The sequence below is a fragment of the Fuscovulum sp. genome, assembly GCA_035192965.1.
In the GTDB taxonomy this organism is placed as follows: Bacteria; Pseudomonadota; Alphaproteobacteria; order Rhodobacterales; family Rhodobacteraceae; genus Paragemmobacter.
This window is the reverse complement of record CP136571.1, coordinates 1,242,870-1,257,814: the sequence shown is the minus strand read 5'-3', so window position 1 is coordinate 1,257,814 and position 14,945 is coordinate 1,242,870. Positions and strand designations below refer to the sequence as shown.

Genomic DNA, 14,945 nt, shown 5'->3' with positions numbered 1-14,945 from the left:
CCATCATGCCGAAAGCAACGCACCGATCAAGCGGGATTTTGTGATCACACGCCCGCTCACAGCGGCACCAACGCCCAGTAATCCAGATCCAGCAGCACCTCGGGCAGGTATTTCCCATCCGCCCCGCGCAGGGCAAAGGGCTCTGCCCCCTGCTTCACCGCTACCAGCCGCAACCGCAGCGCGCCCACGCCGGGCGCCGATGTCTCGGCCCGGTCCAGCACCTCTGACCACGCCCGCACCGTATCGCCCACGAAACAGGGGTTCGCATGCGCCCCCGCGTTCAGCGCCACGATCATCTGCGCATTGGCCAACCCGTTGAACGACAGCGTCCGCGCCAGTGAAATCACATGCCCGCCATAGATGAGCCGCCGCCCATCCTCGCGCTGGGTCACGTCGAAATGCACCTTGCTGGTGTTCTGCCACAACCGCGTGGCCAGCATATGCTCGGCCTCCTCGATGGTGATGCCATCGACATGGTCGATCCGCTCGCCCACCGCATAATCGCCCCAGCGATGCGGCTCCCCGGCCAGCGCGAAATCATAGCGGCCGAAATTCAGCCCCTCCGGCACCACCAGCGCCTCGGCCGCCACCGCCGGGGCCAACACGGGCACCACCGCCTCGGGTGCCGGCGCGTCCAGCCGCGCCTTCTTCACCATCACCCAGCGCACATAATCCAGCACCACCACGCCGCGCTGGTTCATCCCGCGCGTCCGCACATAGACCACGCCGGATTTGCCGTTCGAATTTTCCTTCAACCCGATCACAGTCGATTCCGACCGCAGCGTATCGCCGGGCCAGACCGGGGCCAGCCACCGCCCCTCGGCATAGCCCAAATTCGCCACCGCATTGAGGCTGACATCCGGCACCGTCTTGCCGAACACCGTATGAAAGGCGATCAGGTCATCCATGGGCGAGGCTGGCAAACCGCAGGCCCGCGCGAATTCATCCGATGAATACAGCGCATGCCGCGCGGGGTAGAGCGCATGGTACAGCGCCCGCTCCCCGCCGCTCACCGTCCGCGGCACGGCATGGATGATCACCTCACCCAGCCTGTAATCCTCAAAGAACCGCCCCGGATTGGTCTTCATCATCATTCCCACAGGCCGCCCGCCTTACTGCTCGCCCAGTTTCACATCCGGCGTATAGGTGCCGGGCACATCCTTCACCACCGCCTGCCCGCAGCGCATCACGCCACGCGCCGCATCAAAGGCATAGGTGGGCGCGCCATGCAGCGCCCAGCCCTTGTTCAGCGCCGCCGTCACCTTGTGGCAAAAGGCCGACGTGTCATCCTCGGACAGGAACCGATACAGCTTCATCCCTTCATCCCCCAATCAACCCCAGGGCTGATAGCCCAGCCAGTTGTGGATCAGCATCACCACCACCGTGACCACCACCGTCGCCACGATGGCCTTCACCTCGGCGCCCGGCTTGGCCACCGGCGGCGTCCATTCCCGCTGCGCGCGGTTGATCAGGATGACCGACACCACTGCCCAGGCCAGCAGCCCGCCAAACAGAATGAACGACGGCAGATCGCCATTCACCAGCAGATGCGCCACCGCCCATGTCTTCACCGCCGTCAGTTGCGGATGACGGATCTTCCGCGCCAGCGCCGATTTCGCACCGGATGCCGCATAAAGGTAAACCGCCAGCACCATCAGCAGGTTGTTGATCCCCACCATGGCGGGCGACCGTCCCCACCAGACCGCCGCATCCGCCTTTGCCGCGCCATAGCCGAAATACATCAGCACGACAGATGCCAGCACGGCGACCGCCACGATCCCTTTCCCGGGATCGCCCAGCCGCGCCCGCGCATCAGGGGCCATGCGTTTGAATAGATGGGCAGCCCACCACAAAGCTACGCCAAGGATCAGCAGGGTCATGGGTCAGTCCTCTTTGGGTTTCGAGTGGGGGGGGTCCGGCGGGGTCAATCCTGCCGCGCACCCTGCCTTCAATCGGCCCCCGCCGCAATCGCCCCCACCTCGATTGCCCGCGCACGCGCCAAAATGCCCTGCGCCGTCGCCACATGCATGTTTTCCACGATCCGCCCGTCCAACACGGCCACACCCTGCCCCTGCCCCCGCGCGGCGTTAAAGGCGGCAATCTGCCGCTCGGCCAGGGCGATTTCGTCGGCACTCGGGGCAAAGGCCGCGTTGGCAATCTCCAACTGCGCCGGATGGATCAGCGTCTTGCCGTCAAATCCCATATCCCGGCCCTGCTCGCATTCGGCCCGCAACCCCGCCTCATCCTTGAAGGCGTTGTAAACCCCGTCCACGATCACCCGGCCCTGCGCCTTTGCCGCCAGCAGGCACAGCCCCAGCCCCGCCATCATCGGCAGGCGGTCCGCCCGGAACCGGCTGTTCAACTCGCGCCCCAGATCGTTGGTCCCTATGACCATCCCCTCCAGCCGGGGATGGGCGGCAATCGCGGCGGCGTTCAGCATCCCCGCCGCCGTCTCCATCATCGCCCAAAGCGGCTTGTCCCCTGCCACGGCCGCGACCGCATCCAGATCGGCAGGGCTGTTCACCTTGGGCACAAGCACCGCATCCGCGCCGGGATGGTTGGCAAAGGCCGCCGCATCCGCGCGCCCCCATTCGGTATCAAAGCCGTTGATCCGCACGATCCGCACGCGCGGGCCGTAATCCACTTCCTCCAGAAACCGCGCCAACGTGACCCGCGCCGCTGCCTTCTCTTCCGGGGCGACCGCATCCTCCAGATCAAAGATGATCGCATCCGCGGCCAGATCGCGCGCCTTCTCCAGCGCCCGCTCCTTTGACCCCGGAATGTACAGAACCGAGCGGAAGGGGCGTGTCATCTGAGTCGTCTCCGCGAAATATTCTTTCGCTCAAAGGCACGATTTCGGAAGTTTCGGCAAGCCCCAAAATGCCGCGTCGCAGCAATTCGTGACGCAGCGATCAGACCGAACCCGGCGTTAACCTTTCTTCAGCGCCTCTGCGCAACGCTTTTCCCGCGGGGGCCGTCCCCGCCCTGCATGAAGGGAGATTGCCATGATCCGCCGCCCCGCCCCCTTGCTGCCCACACTCCTGCTGACCGCCCTGCTCGCCGCCACCCCCGCCGCCGCCCTGCAATGCGGCAAGCGGGACGTCATCACCATCACCCTCGCGGAACGCTACGGCGAAAGCCGCCGCGCCATCGGCCTTGCCCAGACCGGCGTGGTGATGGAGCTTTACGCCGCGCAATCGGGCAGCTGGACCATCACCATCACCCGCCCCGACGGCATCACCTGCCTGGTTGCGGCGGGCGACAACTTCCAGTCCCTTGCCGAAGCCCTGCCCCCGCCCGGCGACCCCGCCTGATCCCAACCGGGCGCGGGCAGGCAAAGCCCCACCTCTTGCGCCCGGATCACACCCCGGTCGCACCATCCCAGATCAGCTTCACCGAAATCGCCAACAGCGCCCAGGTCACCAGCCGGAAGAACAGCTTTTCCGGCAGTACCCGCACCAGCCACACCCCGGCAAAGACCGCCACCGCCGCCACCGGCATCAACAGCACCGCCACATGCAGGTTCGCGGGGTTCAACTGCCCCAGAGCCCAGTAAGGGATCAGCTTCACCGCATTGATCACCGTGAAGGCGATGGTCGACGTGCCGGCAAACACCGTCTTGGTCATCCGCAGCGGCAGGGTATACACCTGATAGGGTGGCCCGCCCGCATGGCAGACAAAACTGGTGAACCCCGACATCGCCCCCCAAAACAGCCCCGGCGCCACCTCGGCCCGGCGCGGCGCGGCATCGCGCTTGGGTCGCAGGATCAGGTTCAGGCTGAACACCAGCCCAATCACCCCCACCATCACCGTGACCCACTCCTCTGGCACCACCGATGCAGTGGCCCAGCCCACCCCGATCCCCGCCACCGCCCCCGGCAGCAGGATCGCCAGCACCCGCCCGTCATAGGCCTTGCGATAGGCCCAGAGCCCAAACATGTCCGACACCACATAGACCGGCAGCAAAAGCCCCGCCGCCGTCAGCGGGCTGATCACCAGCGACAGGACCGGCACGCTCAGCATCCCCACCACGGGAATCCCGCCCTTGCCGGCCCCCACCAGCATCGCCGCCACCACGGCCGCCACCCAGAACCCCCAGCCTTCCATACGCCCCCCCGCATTTCGCCCACGGCGTTTAGCGCAAACACCCCGCGCCTACCACCTTTGCCGCATCCCGTGGCATACCGGAACGCTTGCCAGACGCGCCGCAGGGGCGTAGCAACGCGCCCGACTCACACCAAAAGACGGGAGACCCGGACCATGGCACGACCCAAGATCGCCCTCATCGGCGCAGGCCAGATCGGCGGCACGCTCGCCCACCTCGCCGCCATCAAGGAACTCGGCGATGTGGTGCTGTTCGACATCGCCGAAGGCACGCCGCAGGGCAAATCGCTCGACATCGCCCAGTCCGGCCCGTCCGAAGGGTTCGACGCCACGATGCAAGGCACCAATGATTACGCCGATATCGCCGGGGCCGATGTCTGCATCGTCACCGCCGGCGTGCCGCGCAAACCGGGGATGTCGCGCGACGACCTGCTCGGCATCAACCTCAAGGTGATGAAATCCGTGGGCGAAGGCATCCGCAAGCATGCCCCCAACGCCTTTGTCATCTGCATCACCAACCCGCTTGATGCGATGGTCTGGGCGCTGCGCGAATTTTCGGGCCTGCCGCACAACATGGTGGTGGGCATGGCCGGGGTGCTGGACTCCGCCCGCTTCCGCCACTTCCTCGCCACCGAATTCAACGTCTCCATGCGCGATGTCACTGCCTTCGTCCTCGGCGGCCATGGCGATACGATGGTCCCGCTGACCCGCTACTCCACCGTGGCCGGCATCCCGCTGCCCGATCTGGTGGCCATGGGCTGGACCACGCAGGAAAAACTGGATGCCATCGTTCAGCGCACCCGGGATGGCGGCGCAGAAATCGTGGGCCTGCTGAAAACCGGCTCGGCCTTCTACGCCCCCGCCACCTCGGCCATCGAAATGGCAGAGGCGTTCCTCAAGGATCAGAAACGCCTCCTGCCCTGCGCCGCCTATGTGAAGGGCGCCTATGGCCTTGACGGCATGTATGTGGGCGTTCCCACCATCATCGGCGCAGGCGGCATCGAACGCATCGTCGACATCAAGCTCAACCCTGCAGAACAGGCGATGATGGACAAATCCATCGACGCCGTGAAAGGCCTCGTCGCCGCCTGCAAAGGGATCGACCCGTCGCTGGCCTGACCGCCCGCTTTCATGCTAATCCAAAGGGGCACCCCGCACGGGTGCCCCTTCCCTGTTTCTGAAAGGCGTTTTCCATGGACTACGGCAAAGGCGGCAATCCCAAAGCCGCAAAAGACAGCCACCACCCGCTCGACCAGCCCCGTCGCGGCGCACCCAAGGGTGACAGCAAGGCAGATGCGAAAAAGGCCGAACTCCTCGCCCGCATGAAAGCCGCGGCCGAGGCGCGCAAGCAAGCCGGGGAATAACCGCCATGCGCGCCCTGCCCGGTCCGGCCCTCGCCCTGCTGTTCCTCGCCGCCGCCCCGGCGGCATCGCAGGACATCTCGGCTGAAATCGCCGGCACGGGCCTTACCGCGACCGAGGCACGCCTCGCCGCCCTCCCCGCGCCGACCGAGGCGGATCGCTTCGCCCTTGGCGGCATCCGCTTCCTGCGCGCGGTCGAAGCGACGTTTCAAACCCGCTACCGCACCGGCATGTCTGACCCCACCGGCACCATCCCCTTCCTGCGTCTCGATCAGGGCGCTGCCCCCGATGCAAGTTTCGCCCCCGGCGATGTGGCCGCGCTCTTCACCGCGGCCGCCACCGGCATGGCCGCCGCCCGCGAACCGCTGGCAGACCTTGCCACAGGCCCCGAATTTGCCCTGACCATCCGGCTGGGCGACCTCTGGTTCGACGTCAACGCCGACGCCACCCGCACCCCGGATGAGGATCTGATGGCCCTCCTCGGCCCGTCTCTCCTCGGCTGGCGCTGGTTCGACCGCGACCCCGCCACCCCGGCCCCCACCATCACCTTCGACCGCGCCGATGCGGCATGGCTCTCGGCCTATACCCACCTCCTCGAAGGTGTGTCCGAAGTCATCCTCGCCTATGATCCGACCGACGCCCTCACCCGCGCCGCCGCCGCGCGTGATGGGATGCGGGCCATCTCGCCGCCCTATGCCGAAGAGTTCTTCGTCATCACCCCCTTTGTCGATGCGGTCTGGGTCATGCTCGACGCGCTTGATCAGCAACCCGATGCCGCCCGCTTGTCCAAGGCACAGGCGCATTTCCTGTCCATGGTCGCGGACAACCGCAGCTTCTGGGCAGCGGTGGAGTCAGAGACGGACAACACCGCCGAATGGCTCCCAAATGACCGCCAGACCTCCGCCCTCGGGTTGACGCTGCCTCCCGGCACCGGGGCCACATGGCTGTCGGTGCTCGCCGATGGCGAGGCGCTGCTGAAGGGCGAAAAGCTCATCCCCTATTGGCGTCTGGGCGACGGCGCAGGCGTCAACCTTGCCCGCATGTTCACCGACCCCGCACCGATCGACGTGAAGGACTGGATTCAGGGCACAGGCGCCCTGCCCTATCTGGAAAAGGGCGACACCATCACCCCCGAAAGCTGGCGCCAATTCGAAGCGATGATGGGCGGCGACGCCATGCTCATGTCGCTCTGGCTGAACTAGCCCGCAAACAACCACCGCAAACCAGCGTCCCCGGATCACGTCCGGGCCGCATCACCTCCCGAGCATGGCGGAAGGGCGGGGAGGGACTCACGCCCAACCTCGCAAATTCGCACCATTAACCACATTCCCCCACCCCACCCTGCCGAAATTTGTATGCACGCCCGTCTGCACCGCCTGCTGCACTGCGCGGCTGCACACCCCAAAACCGCAATTCCCCGTAATCGCAGCCAAATTCGCCCGGCATTGACAAGCCGCGCGCCCCACGGCCACATCCCGCCAAAGGGGACATACCGCATGACCGACCACAGCGCCGAACTCACCGACCGCCTGATCCGCTATTGCGCCATCGACAGCCAGTCCGATGCCCAAAGCCCCAGCCAGCCCTCCACCGCCATCCAGCTCAACATGGCCAATCTGCTGGTGCAGGAACTTACCGACATCGGCGCAACGGATATCCGCCTCACCGAGTATGGCACGGTCCTCGCCACCATCCCCGCCACCGCGCCCGGCCCCACCATCGGCTTTCTCGCCCATGTCGACACCGCGCCGCAGTTCAACGCCACGGGCGTCAAACCCCGCGTTATCCGCGGCTACAACGGCGGCGCGATCACCTACCCTGACAACCCCACGCTGACGCTGACGCCCGACACGTCGCCAAATCTCGCGCAAAAACAGGGGCATGACATCATCACCGCCTCCGGCACCACGCTCTTGGGCGCCGATGACAAGGCCGGCGTCGCCATCATCATGACCGCCGCCCGCGCCCTTTTGGCCGATCCCTCCATCCCCCACGGCCCCATCCGCATCGCCTTCACACCGGATGAGGAAATCGGTCGCGGCGTCGACCGCCGCCTCCCGCAAGACCTCGCCGCCGACTGGGCCTATACCTTCGATGGCGGCTCGGTGGGCGAGATTGAGTATGAATCCTTCTCTGCCGACGGGGCCGAGGTAAAAATCGAAGGCGTCTCGATCCATCCCGGCTGGGCCAAGGGCAAGATGGTCAACGCCATCCACCTGGCATCCAAGATCATCGCGGCACTCCCCCAGCACACGATGCTGCCCGAACTCACCGATGGACGCGACGGGTTCATCCACGCCACCGACATGACGGGCGGCTCCTCGGCCATGACGATCCGCTTTATCCTGCGTGATTTCGAACGCGAAGGTCTTGAAGCCAAAGGTGAAATCCTGCGCGCCGTCTGTGCCGCCGTGCAGGCCACGGAACCCCGCGCCACGATCACCTGCACCATCACGCCGCAATATCGCAACATGCGCTATTGGCTGGAAACCGACATGCGCCCCGTTGATCTGGCCCGCGATGCCTGCCGCGATATCGGGCTGGACCCCGTCTCCGTTCCCATCCGCGGCGGCACCGATGGCTCGCGCCTTACGGAAATGGGCATCCCCTGCCCTAACCTTTTTACGGGCATGCAGGAAATTCACGGCCCCCTCGAATGGATCAGCGCGCAAGACATGGCCCGCGCGACCGACCTTATGCTCGCCCTCGTCCGCCGCGCCGCAACGGTTGAATGACCCTCCCCTCCCCCTATCACGCCCCCGGCTTCTATGATGACGCCCTCGCCAAGGGCCGCCACCGCGACATCGTGGGCGGACGGTGGGAAGAAACCCCCCGCATCGTGCTGCCCCTGCTCACCCGGCACGGCCTGACCGCGACCGACCACCTGCTCGACATCGGCGCAGGCTCCCTCCGCCTCGGTCGCCACCTCGCCCCGCAGGTTGCGGGCTACTGGGCCACCGACCTCTCCCGCGCGCTGATGCTTAAGGGTTGGGAAACCGAACTGGATGACGCTGTCCGCGCCAAACTCCCACAGGACCATCTGATCGAAGACGCCACCTTTGCCTTCCCCGAAATCCCCCCATCGATCACCTTCGCGCTGGCCTTCGCCATCTTCACCCACCTGCCCGCCGATCACCTTTCGACCGCACTCACCAACATCCGCCCGCGCTTTCCCGACCTGCGTCGCCTGATCTTCACCGTCTTCCTCGCGCCGGAAAACCACCCCGGCCCTTGCCGTCAATCCGATGGCGTCGTCACCCATCCCGACCGCTTCCCCTGGCACATGACGGAGGCGCAGGTCCTGACCCTCGCCCGATCCGCGGGGTTCAGGGCCACCCGCCATGATCACCGCCTGCCGCGCGGACAGGTCATGTTCACCGCCGAACCTTAAGGCCGGGTTAACCCGCCAAGACGCGCGAATCACCCTTTATCGCTAACGTTTTGTAACTTGTGATCACACTTTTTCCGCGTGTGATCACAAAATGCCGATTTTTCCCAGCAAACGGCTGTATACCGTAGAATACCGTTTCAACGCTGCCCATTTCCATGGCAATACCCGTCAAAACCACTAGGACGGGACAGTTGCGATGAACATCCACGAGTATCAGGCCAAGGCGCTCCTGCGCTCCTACGGCATTCCGGTGTCCGATGGCCGCGTGGTGCTAAAGGCCGAAGAGGCCAAGACCGCGGCCGGCGAACTTGATGGCCCGCTCTGGGTCGTCAAGGCACAAATCCATGCCGGCGGTCGCGGCAAGGGCCACTTCAAGGAACCCGAAGCCGGCGAAAAAGGCGGCGTCCGCCTCGCCCGCTCGGTGGAAGAGGCCAGCCAGTTCGCCCGTCAGATGCTGGGCCGCACCCTCGTCACCATCCAGACCGGCGACACCGGCAAGGTCGTCAACCGCATCTACATCGAAGACGGCTCCGACATCGACCGCGAGTTCTACCTCGCCCTGCTGATCGATCGTCAGACCAGCCGCATCTCCATCGTCGCCTCAACCGAGGGCGGGATGAGCATCGAGGATGTCGCCCACGACACCCCCGAAAAGATCCACACCTTCACGATCGACCCGGCCACGGGGTTCCAGGATTTCCACGGCCGCCGCGTCGCCTTTTCGCTGGGCCTGTCGGGCAACCAGGTCAAGCAATGCGTCAAGATCGTCCGCGATCTCTATCGCCTGTTCACCGACAAAGACATGGACATGCTGGAGATCAACCCCTTCTGCGTGCTCAAGGATGGCAGCCTGAAACTGCTCGACGCCAAGATGGGCTTTGATGGCAACGCGCTCTACCGCCACCCCGACATCGCCGCCCTGCGCGATGAGACGGAAGAAGACCCCAAGGAACTCGCCGCGTCCAAGTTCGATCTGAACTACATCGCGCTCGATGGCGAGATTGGCTGCATGGTCAACGGCGCGGGCCTTGCCATGGCCACCATGGACATCATCAAGCTCTACGGTGCCGAACCCGCCAACTTCCTTGACGTGGGCGGTGGCGCCACCAAGGAAAAGGTGACCGAGGCCTTCAAGATCATCACCTCCGATCCCAACGTCAAAGGCATCCTCGTCAACATCTTCGGCGGTATCATGCGCTGCGACATCATCGCCGAAGGCGTGATCGCGGCGGTGAAAGAAGTGGGGCTCAAGGTGCCGCTGGTCGTCCGTCTCGAAGGCACCAACGTGGAACTCGGCAAGGACATCATCCGCAAATCCGGCCTCAACGTCATCGCCGCCGATGACCTGAAGGATGGCGCGGAAAAGATCGTCAAGGCGGTACGCGGATGATCCGCGCCGCGATCCTCGCCCTGCTGTCAACCCTGCCGGTCGCCGCGCCCGCGATGGCGCTTGACCTCTTCATGGCCGAATCCTCCCTGCGGACATTGAATGACAGCGACCCCACCCGTGCCTACGGCGCAGCCCTCGCGGCCTGCCTTGTCGGTCAGGGTGACGCGGCCCGCACCGCTGCTCTCTTCACCGATGCCGGCTGGGCCCTGACTGCCGAAACAGAGATGGGCCTTAACCAGATCACCTCATCGCATGCAGCGCTTTACGTCCTTGCTGCCATCGACGGCAGTTTCTGCGCTGTCTACGCCGAGGATACCGGCACCGACATAGCCGCCGCGCAGATGATGCAGCTGGTCGCGTCGACAGGCCTTGGCACCAGCGTCATGCCCGGCACGTCCGATTGCGTCTCGGTTCAACTGACGCCCACCATCGGGATCGAGGTCACTTCCTCGGGCAACGATCCGGTCTGCGACGACGCGGCAACCAGTTCTGTGCGTTTTACCTTTGGGCCCGGCCAATGACGGCCGCCCCTCAGCCCATTCTCTGAAGGAGGCCCCGATGGCCGTTCTCGTCAACAAATCCACCCGCCTCATCTGCCAGGGCTTCACCGGCAGCCAAGGCACCTTCCACTCCGAACAGGCCATTGCCTATGGCACCAATATGGTCGGCGGTGTGACGCCCGGCAAAGGCGGCACCGAACATCTGGGCCTGCCCGTGTTCGACAGCGTCCATGACGCGGTCGCCAAAACCGATGCCAACGCCACCGTGATCTACGTCCCGCCGCCCTTCGCGGCCGACTCGATCCTTGAGGCGATTGATGCCGAGATTCCGCTGATCGTCTGCATCACCGAAGGCATCCCGGTGCTGGACATGATGCGCGTCAAGCGCGCGCTGATCAATTCCAAGTCCCGCCTCATCGGGCCGAACTGCCCTGGCGTGATGACCCCCGGCGAATGCAAGATCGGCATCATGCCGGGCAGCATCTTCTCCAAAGGCTCCGTCGGCGTCGTCTCGCGCTCCGGCACCCTGACCTATGAGGCGGTCAAGCAGACCACGGATGTGGGCCTCGGCCAAACCTCGGCCGTGGGCATCGGCGGCGACCCGATCAAGGGCAGCGAACACATCGACATCCTTGAAATGTTCCTCGCCGACCCCGACACCCACTCGATCATCATGATCGGCGAAATCGGCGGTTCCGCCGAAGAAGAAGCTGCCCAATTCCTCGCTGATGAGAAAAAACGTGGCCGCTGGAAGCCCACCGCAGGCTTCATCGCAGGCCGCACCGCACCTCCGGGCCGCCGCATGGGCCATGCTGGCGCGATCGTTGCAGGGGGCAAGGGCGATGCCGAGTCCAAGATCGAAGCGATGAAGTCCGCAGGCATCGTCGTCGCCGAAAGCCCCGCCCATCTGGGCGAGGCGGTGATGAAGGCAATCGGAAAGTGAAAAGGGGAACGGCCATGGAGACTACGGGAATGGACATACGGGCAAAGACCGTCATCGCCACGTTCCTTGCGCTCCTTGGCCTGCTTGCCCTTACAGCCTGGGCCTCATTGGGCCAGGCACAACCCAACACGGCGCTGACCCGCGCCCTGTTCGGGCAGACCGAATAAGCGTTTCCATCCCGGCGGCCAAGGACGCTTTGCCGCCAATCCCATCACGGGGAGGACACAGACCATGACCGAACATTCGCCCAACGACCAGTTCCACGCCTCAAGCTTCCTGCAAGGCCACAACGCCGATTACATCGACCAGCTTCAGGCCCGCTACGCGGCCGACCCGAACGCCGTCGATGCGCAATGGGCCGAGTTTTTCCGCGCCCTCGGCGACAGCGATCTGGATGCGAAACGTCAGGCCGCCGGTCCGTCCTGGGCGCGCGCCGACTGGCCACCGCAACCCACCGATGACCTGACCGCCGCCCTGACGGGCGAATGGCCCGCCCCCCCGGCGCGCGAGGCAAAGGCCGCCGGGCAGAAGATCGTTGAAAAAGCCACGGAAAAGGGCGTCTCGCTGACCGACGCACAGCTTCAGCGCGCCGTGCTGGATTCCATCCGCGCCCTGATGATCATCCGCGCCTACCGGATCCGGGGCCATCTGGTGGCCGATCTCGATCCGCTGGGAATGCGCGAAGTCACGCCGCACCCGGAACTTGATCCCGCCTCCTACGGCTTTGCCGAAGCCGACATGGACCGCCCGATCTTCATCGACAAGGTGCTCGGTCTGGAAATGGCGTCCATGCGCCAGATCATCGACATCGTCAAACGCACCTATTGCGGCACCTTCGCGCTGCAATACATGCATATCTCCGATCCGGAACAGGCCAGCTGGCTCAAGGAACGGATCGAAGGCTACGGCAAGGAAATCGCCTTCACCCGTGAAGGCCGCCGCGCCATCCTCAACAAGCTGGTCGAGGCCGAGGGTTTTGAAAAGTTTCTCCATGTCAAATACATGGGCACCAAGCGTTTCGGCCTTGATGGCGGCGAAGCACTGATCCCGGCGATGGAACAGATCATCAAGCGCGGCGGTGCGCTGGGTGTGAAAGAAATCGTCATCGGCATGCCCCACCGGGGCCGCCTGTCGGTTCTGGCCAACGTCATGGCCAAACCCTACCGCGCCATCTTCCACGAATTCCAGGGCGGCTCCTACAAGCCCGAAGATGTGGGCGGCTCGGGCGATGTGAAATACCACCTCGGCGCGTCGTCAGACCGCACCTTCGATGGCAACACCGTCCACCTGTCGCTGACCGCGAACCCCAGCCACCTTGAGGCGGTCAATCCCGTCGTCCTTGGCAAGGTCCGCGCCAAGCAGGACCAGCTCGGCGATCAGACCGACCGCCACTCCGTCCTGCCCATCCTGCTGCATGGCGACGCGGCCTTTGCCGGTCAGGGCGTCGTGGCCGAATGCTTCGGCTTGTCTGGCCTGCGCGGCCATCGCACGGGCGGCACCATGCATATCGTGGTGAACAACCAGATCGGCTTCACCACGGCCCCGCACTTCTCGCGTTCTTCGCCCTATCCCACCGACATCGCCCTGATGGTCGAAGCGCCGATCTTCCACGTCAACGGCGACGATCCCGAGGCCGTGGTCCACGCCGCCCGCGTTGCCACCGAATTCCGTCAGAAGTTCCACAAGGACGTGGTGCTGGATATCTTCTGCTACCGCCGCTTCGGTCACAACGAAGGCGACGAGCCGATGTTCACCAACCCGGCGATGTACACCCGCATCAAGCGGCAGAAGACGACGCTGCAACTCTATACCGAACGCCTCGTCAAAGACGGCCTCATCCCCGAGGGCGAGATCGAGGATATGAAGGCCGCCTTCCAGGCCCGCCTGAACGAAGAGTTTGAAATCGGCAAGAACTTCAAACCAAACAAGGCTGACTGGCTTGATGGTCGCTGGTCCGGGCTGGACCGCGAGAAAGAAGAATATCAGGCCGGTCAGACCGCCATCAAACCTGAAACGCTGAAAGACATCGGCGCAGCGCTGACCCGCGTCCCCGAAGGCTTCGACATCCACAAGACCGTCGCCCGCCAACTGGACGCCAAGGCCAAGATGTTCGAAACCGGCCAGGGTTTCGATTGGGCCACGGCCGAGGCGCTGGCCTTCGGCTCGCTCGCTACCGAAGGCTATCCCGTTCGCCTGTCAGGGCAGGATTGCACGCGCGGCACCTTCTCGCAGCGCCATTCCGCCTTCATCGACCAATCGACCGAAGAACGGCACTACCCGCTCAACCACATCCGCGCCGGGCAGGCGCGGTATGAGGTGATCGATTCCATGCTGTCGGAATACGCGGTCCTCGGGTTCGAATACGGCTACAGCCTCGCCGAACCCAATGCGCTGGTGATGTGGGAGGCCCAGTTCGGCGATTTCGCCAACGGCGCGCAGATCATGTTCGACCAGTTCATCAACTCGGGCGAGGCGAAATGGCTGCGCATGTCCGGCCTCGTCTGCCTGCTGCCGCATGGCTATGAAGGCCAGGGTCCGGAACATTCCTCAGCCCGGCTTGAACGCTTCCTGCAAATGTCGGCCAATGACAACTGGATCGTGGCGAACTGCTCGACACCCGCCAACTACTTCCACATCCTGCGCCGTCAGATCCACCGCACCTTCCGCAAGCCGCTGGTGCTGATGACGCCGAAATCCCTGCTGCGCCACCCGATGTGCATCTCGGATGCCGATGATTTCACCACCGGCTCCACCTTCCACCGCGTGCTGTGGGACGATGCGCAAAAGGGCCATTCCGACCTGAAACTGAAGGCCGACGCCAAGATCAAGCGCGTCGTCATCTGCTCGGGCAAGGTCTATTTCGACCTGCTGGCCGAACGCGACAAGCGCGGTCAGGACGACACCTATCTTCTGCGCCTTGAACAGTTCTACCCCTTCCCGGCCATGTCCATGGTCAAGGAATTGGAACGCTTCAAGAATGCCGAAGTGATCTGGTGCCAGGAAGAACCCAAGAACCAGGGCGCATGGTCCTTTGTCGAACCCAACCTCGAATGGGTGCTGTCCCGCATCGGGGCCAAGCACAAGCGCGCCACCTATGCCGGCCGCACCGCCTCGGCCTCGCCCGCCACCGGCCTCGCCTCTCGGCACAAGGCCGAACAAGAGGCGCTGGTGAACGAAGCGCTTGGCACCACCGCCTGATCTGATCCCGCCCGCGCCACCCCGGCGCGGGCACCCCCCGTATTGACCACAGGCGCCC

Annotated in this window: 16 protein-coding genes; 11 read left to right on the top strand and 5 right to left on the bottom strand. The window is 64.6% G+C overall.

Annotated elements, in window-relative coordinates; all coding sequences use genetic code 11:
- Positions 1-56: 56 nt before the first annotated feature.
- The 4 genes from RSE12_06180 to RSE12_06165 all read right to left on the bottom strand — a co-directional run bounded on the left by RSE12_06180 (position 57) and on the right by RSE12_06165 (position 2,812).
- Positions 57-1,088, bottom strand: coding sequence for a MaoC family dehydratase (locus tag RSE12_06180; protein ID WRH64748.1), 1,032 nt, complete (start codon positions 1,086-1,088; stop codon positions 57-59).
- Positions 1,089-1,112: 24 nt separating this feature from the next.
- Positions 1,113-1,316 (bottom strand): DUF1737 domain-containing protein, encoded by a 204-nt coding sequence (locus RSE12_06175; protein WRH63919.1) that lies wholly within the window; start codon positions 1,314-1,316, stop codon positions 1,113-1,115.
- Positions 1,317-1,331: 15 nt separating this feature from the next.
- Positions 1,332-1,880 (bottom strand): NnrU family protein, encoded by a 549-nt coding sequence (locus RSE12_06170; GenBank protein WRH63918.1) that lies wholly within the window; start codon positions 1,878-1,880, stop codon positions 1,332-1,334.
- 68 nt (positions 1,881-1,948) lie between these two features.
- Positions 1,949-2,812, bottom strand: coding sequence for a CoA ester lyase (locus RSE12_06165; GenBank protein WRH63917.1), 864 nt, complete (start codon positions 2,810-2,812; stop codon positions 1,949-1,951).
- 193 nt (positions 2,813-3,005) lie between these two features.
- Here RSE12_06165 and RSE12_06160 point away from each other — a divergent pair, with 193 nt between their 5' ends.
- Positions 3,006-3,314 (top strand): hypothetical protein, encoded by a 309-nt coding sequence (locus tag RSE12_06160; GenBank protein ID WRH63916.1) that lies wholly within the window; start codon positions 3,006-3,008, stop codon positions 3,312-3,314.
- Between the two features lie 46 nt (positions 3,315-3,360).
- Here RSE12_06160 and RSE12_06155 read toward each other — a convergent pair whose 3' ends face one another.
- On the bottom strand, positions 3,361-4,107 hold the full coding sequence (locus RSE12_06155) for a sulfite exporter TauE/SafE family protein (protein ID WRH63915.1): 747 nt from the start codon (positions 4,105-4,107) through the stop codon (positions 3,361-3,363).
- Positions 4,108-4,260: 153 nt separating this feature from the next.
- Here RSE12_06155 and mdh point away from each other — a divergent pair, with 153 nt between their 5' ends.
- From mdh to RSE12_06105, 10 genes are all read left to right on the top strand, one after another.
- Complete coding sequence (gene mdh, locus RSE12_06150) at positions 4,261-5,223, top strand: malate dehydrogenase (GenBank protein WRH63914.1); 963 nt, start codon at positions 4,261-4,263, stop codon at positions 5,221-5,223.
- Between the two features lie 74 nt (positions 5,224-5,297).
- Positions 5,298-5,468, top strand: coding sequence for a hypothetical protein (locus tag RSE12_06145; GenBank protein ID WRH63913.1), 171 nt, complete (start codon positions 5,298-5,300; stop codon positions 5,466-5,468).
- Between the two features lie 5 nt (positions 5,469-5,473).
- Entirely contained in the window at positions 5,474-6,667 is a 1,194-nt protein-coding gene (locus tag RSE12_06140) for a hypothetical protein (GenBank protein ID WRH63912.1), read from the top strand.
- A gap of 294 nt (positions 6,668-6,961) precedes the next feature.
- Complete coding sequence (gene pepT, locus RSE12_06135; GenBank protein WRH63911.1) at positions 6,962-8,200, top strand: peptidase T; 1,239 nt, start codon at positions 6,962-6,964, stop codon at positions 8,198-8,200.
- Positions 8,197-8,856, top strand: a complete 660-nt coding sequence (locus RSE12_06130) for a class I SAM-dependent methyltransferase (GenBank protein ID WRH63910.1) — start codon at positions 8,197-8,199, stop codon at positions 8,854-8,856. Before pepT ends, RSE12_06130 begins: the two co-directional genes overlap by 4 nt.
- A gap of 196 nt (positions 8,857-9,052) precedes the next feature.
- Positions 9,053-10,246: an ADP-forming succinate--CoA ligase subunit beta gene (gene sucC / locus RSE12_06125; GenBank protein WRH63909.1), complete on the top strand. Its 1,194-nt coding sequence runs from the start codon at positions 9,053-9,055 to the stop codon at positions 10,244-10,246.
- Positions 10,243-10,767: a hypothetical protein gene (locus RSE12_06120; protein ID WRH63908.1), complete on the top strand. Its 525-nt coding sequence runs from the start codon at positions 10,243-10,245 to the stop codon at positions 10,765-10,767. Before sucC ends, RSE12_06120 begins: the two co-directional genes overlap by 4 nt.
- A gap of 37 nt (positions 10,768-10,804) precedes the next feature.
- A complete protein-coding gene (sucD, locus tag RSE12_06115) occupies positions 10,805-11,689 on the top strand; it encodes a succinate--CoA ligase subunit alpha (GenBank protein ID WRH63907.1) in 885 nt (294 codons plus the stop codon).
- 14 nt (positions 11,690-11,703) lie between these two features.
- A complete protein-coding gene (locus tag RSE12_06110) occupies positions 11,704-11,856 on the top strand; it encodes a hypothetical protein (GenBank protein ID WRH63906.1) in 153 nt (50 codons plus the stop codon).
- Positions 11,857-11,920: 64 nt separating this feature from the next.
- Complete coding sequence (locus RSE12_06105; protein ID WRH63905.1) at positions 11,921-14,887, top strand: 2-oxoglutarate dehydrogenase E1 component; 2,967 nt, start codon at positions 11,921-11,923, stop codon at positions 14,885-14,887.
- Positions 14,888-14,945 lie beyond the last annotated feature (58 nt).

Excerpts from the sequence above, each read along its gene's own strand:
- RSE12_06110 (WRH63906.1), top strand. The coding sequence starts at position 11,704 with ATGGAGACTACGGGAATGGACATACGGGCAAAGACCGTCATCGCCACG.
- RSE12_06120 (WRH63908.1), top strand. The coding sequence starts at position 10,243 with ATGATCCGCGCCGCGATCCTCGCCCTGCTGTCAACCCTGCCGGTCGCC.
- RSE12_06180 (WRH64748.1), bottom strand. The coding sequence starts at position 1,088 with ATGAAGACCAATCCGGGGCGGTTCTTTGAGGATTACAGGCTGGGTGAG.
- RSE12_06130 (WRH63910.1), top strand. The coding sequence starts at position 8,197 with ATGACCCTCCCCTCCCCCTATCACGCCCCCGGCTTCTATGATGACGCC.
- RSE12_06170 (WRH63918.1), bottom strand. The coding sequence starts at position 1,880 with ATGACCCTGCTGATCCTTGGCGTAGCTTTGTGGTGGGCTGCCCATCTA.
- RSE12_06105 (WRH63905.1), top strand. The coding sequence starts at position 11,921 with ATGACCGAACATTCGCCCAACGACCAGTTCCACGCCTCAAGCTTCCTG.
- sucD (WRH63907.1), top strand. The coding sequence starts at position 10,805 with ATGGCCGTTCTCGTCAACAAATCCACCCGCCTCATCTGCCAGGGCTTC.
- mdh (WRH63914.1), top strand. The coding sequence starts at position 4,261 with ATGGCACGACCCAAGATCGCCCTCATCGGCGCAGGCCAGATCGGCGGC.
- sucC (WRH63909.1), top strand. The coding sequence starts at position 9,053 with ATGAACATCCACGAGTATCAGGCCAAGGCGCTCCTGCGCTCCTACGGC.
- RSE12_06140 (WRH63912.1), top strand. The coding sequence starts at position 5,474 with ATGCGCGCCCTGCCCGGTCCGGCCCTCGCCCTGCTGTTCCTCGCCGCC.
- RSE12_06155 (WRH63915.1), bottom strand. The coding sequence starts at position 4,107 with ATGGAAGGCTGGGGGTTCTGGGTGGCGGCCGTGGTGGCGGCGATGCTG.
- RSE12_06145 (WRH63913.1), top strand. The coding sequence starts at position 5,298 with ATGGACTACGGCAAAGGCGGCAATCCCAAAGCCGCAAAAGACAGCCAC.
- RSE12_06165 (WRH63917.1), bottom strand. The coding sequence starts at position 2,812 with ATGACACGCCCCTTCCGCTCGGTTCTGTACATTCCGGGGTCAAAGGAG.
- RSE12_06160 (WRH63916.1), top strand. The coding sequence starts at position 3,006 with ATGATCCGCCGCCCCGCCCCCTTGCTGCCCACACTCCTGCTGACCGCC.
- RSE12_06175 (WRH63919.1), bottom strand. The coding sequence starts at position 1,316 with ATGAAGCTGTATCGGTTCCTGTCCGAGGATGACACGTCGGCCTTTTGC.
- pepT (WRH63911.1), top strand. The coding sequence starts at position 6,962 with ATGACCGACCACAGCGCCGAACTCACCGACCGCCTGATCCGCTATTGC.